Annotated in this window: 1 protein-coding gene; it reads left to right on the plus strand. The window is 59.4% G+C overall.

The annotated features are described in order from the left end of the window. Positions 1 to 285 (plus strand): integrase core domain-containing protein (locus tag GOPIP_RS12570; protein WP_006370042.1); only part of this gene is annotated, 285 nt, incomplete at its 5' end. Positions 286 to 315 lie beyond the last annotated feature (30 nt).

Raw genomic sequence — 315 nt, forward strand, 5'->3', positions numbered from 1 at the left:
TACACCGCGAAACGGTTCACCAGGCTGTGCCAGAAGATGGGTATCCGGCAGTCGATGGGCCGGGTCGGATCGTGTTTCGACAACGCCGCAGCGGAGGCATTCTTCTCTTCTTTGGAGTGGGAAGTGTTGTCACGCAACGAGTTCCATACTATCATGGAGGCGCAGGCGGTCGTGTTGGAGTGGTGCTACGGCTTCTACAATCACCAGCGTCGCCACAGCGCGATCGGGATGATGAGTCCGGTCGACTACGAGAACACCGCAGTCACCGAGCCCGAAGCCGCATAGAGGAGTCCTCCACGATTCCGGGGGAACCAC

This window comes from Gordonia polyisoprenivorans NBRC 16320 = JCM 10675 (assembly GCF_000241325.1).
GTDB lineage: Bacteria > Actinomycetota > Actinomycetes > Mycobacteriales > Mycobacteriaceae > Gordonia > Gordonia polyisoprenivorans.